1 protein-coding gene is annotated in these 797 nt (G+C 73.4%); it reads right to left on the bottom strand.

Translation table 11 applies throughout. The annotated features are described in order from the left end of the window. Nucleotides 1-797: PP2C family protein-serine/threonine phosphatase (locus ACI79P_RS21670; protein WP_456583126.1), on the bottom strand; the 797-nt coding region annotated here is incomplete at both ends.

The following is a 797-nucleotide window of genomic DNA, read 5'->3' as shown; positions in this document are numbered from 1 at the left end:
CGGGCCGTGCCGGCATCGAGGTCGGAGCCGCGGCGCTCGACCAGCCCGTCGGTGTAGAACAGCACGACCGTGTCGCGGCCCAGGTGCATTTGGGACTCGCGGCGCGTGGCTGTGGCGTCCACCCCGAGCAGCAGATCGGTGTGGACGGTGGTGAGCGCGGTGACCGCGCCGTCGGAGGTGACCGCCATCGGCGGCGGATGCCCGGCGTTGGACCAGCAGAGCCGGGTCAGCCCGTCGGCGCGTTCTTCGTCGGTCTGCTCCAGCCGGGCGACGACCGTGGTCGCCAGGATCTGTGATTGCAGGGTCTCCATCACCTGCTCCACCTGCCTCAGCACCGCAGCCGGCCCATCGTGGTCCAGCGCGCCGAGGGTCCGCACGATGCTGCGGATCTGTCCCATCGCCGCGGCGGCCTGCACGTCGTGCCCGACGACGTCGCCGATGACCAGCAGCGTCGCGCCGCTGGGCTGCATGAACGCGTCGTACCAGTCCCCGCCGACCTGCGCGGCCTGCGCCGCGGGCACGTACCGGACCACGATCTGCAGGTGGTCCGGTTCCGGCGGCGGGGTCAGCAGGGACCGCTGGAAGCCTTCGGCCAGGTCGCGCTGCTGCCGGAACAGCCGGGCGTTGTCCAGAACCAGGCCGGCGCGGCCGGCGACGTGCCGGGCGGTGGTCAGATCCTCGGGGCTGAACGGGCCCCGGCCGGCACCGTTGGCCAGGGTCATCGTGCCCACCGGGCCGGTGCGCCCGGGCAGCGGAAGGACGGTCAAGGCCTCGGGTGCCAGGGCCCGGATGGCCTC

It is taken from the genome of Blastococcus sp. SYSU DS0510, assembly GCF_054050835.1.
This window is presented reverse-complemented; position numbering and strand designations above follow the sequence as displayed.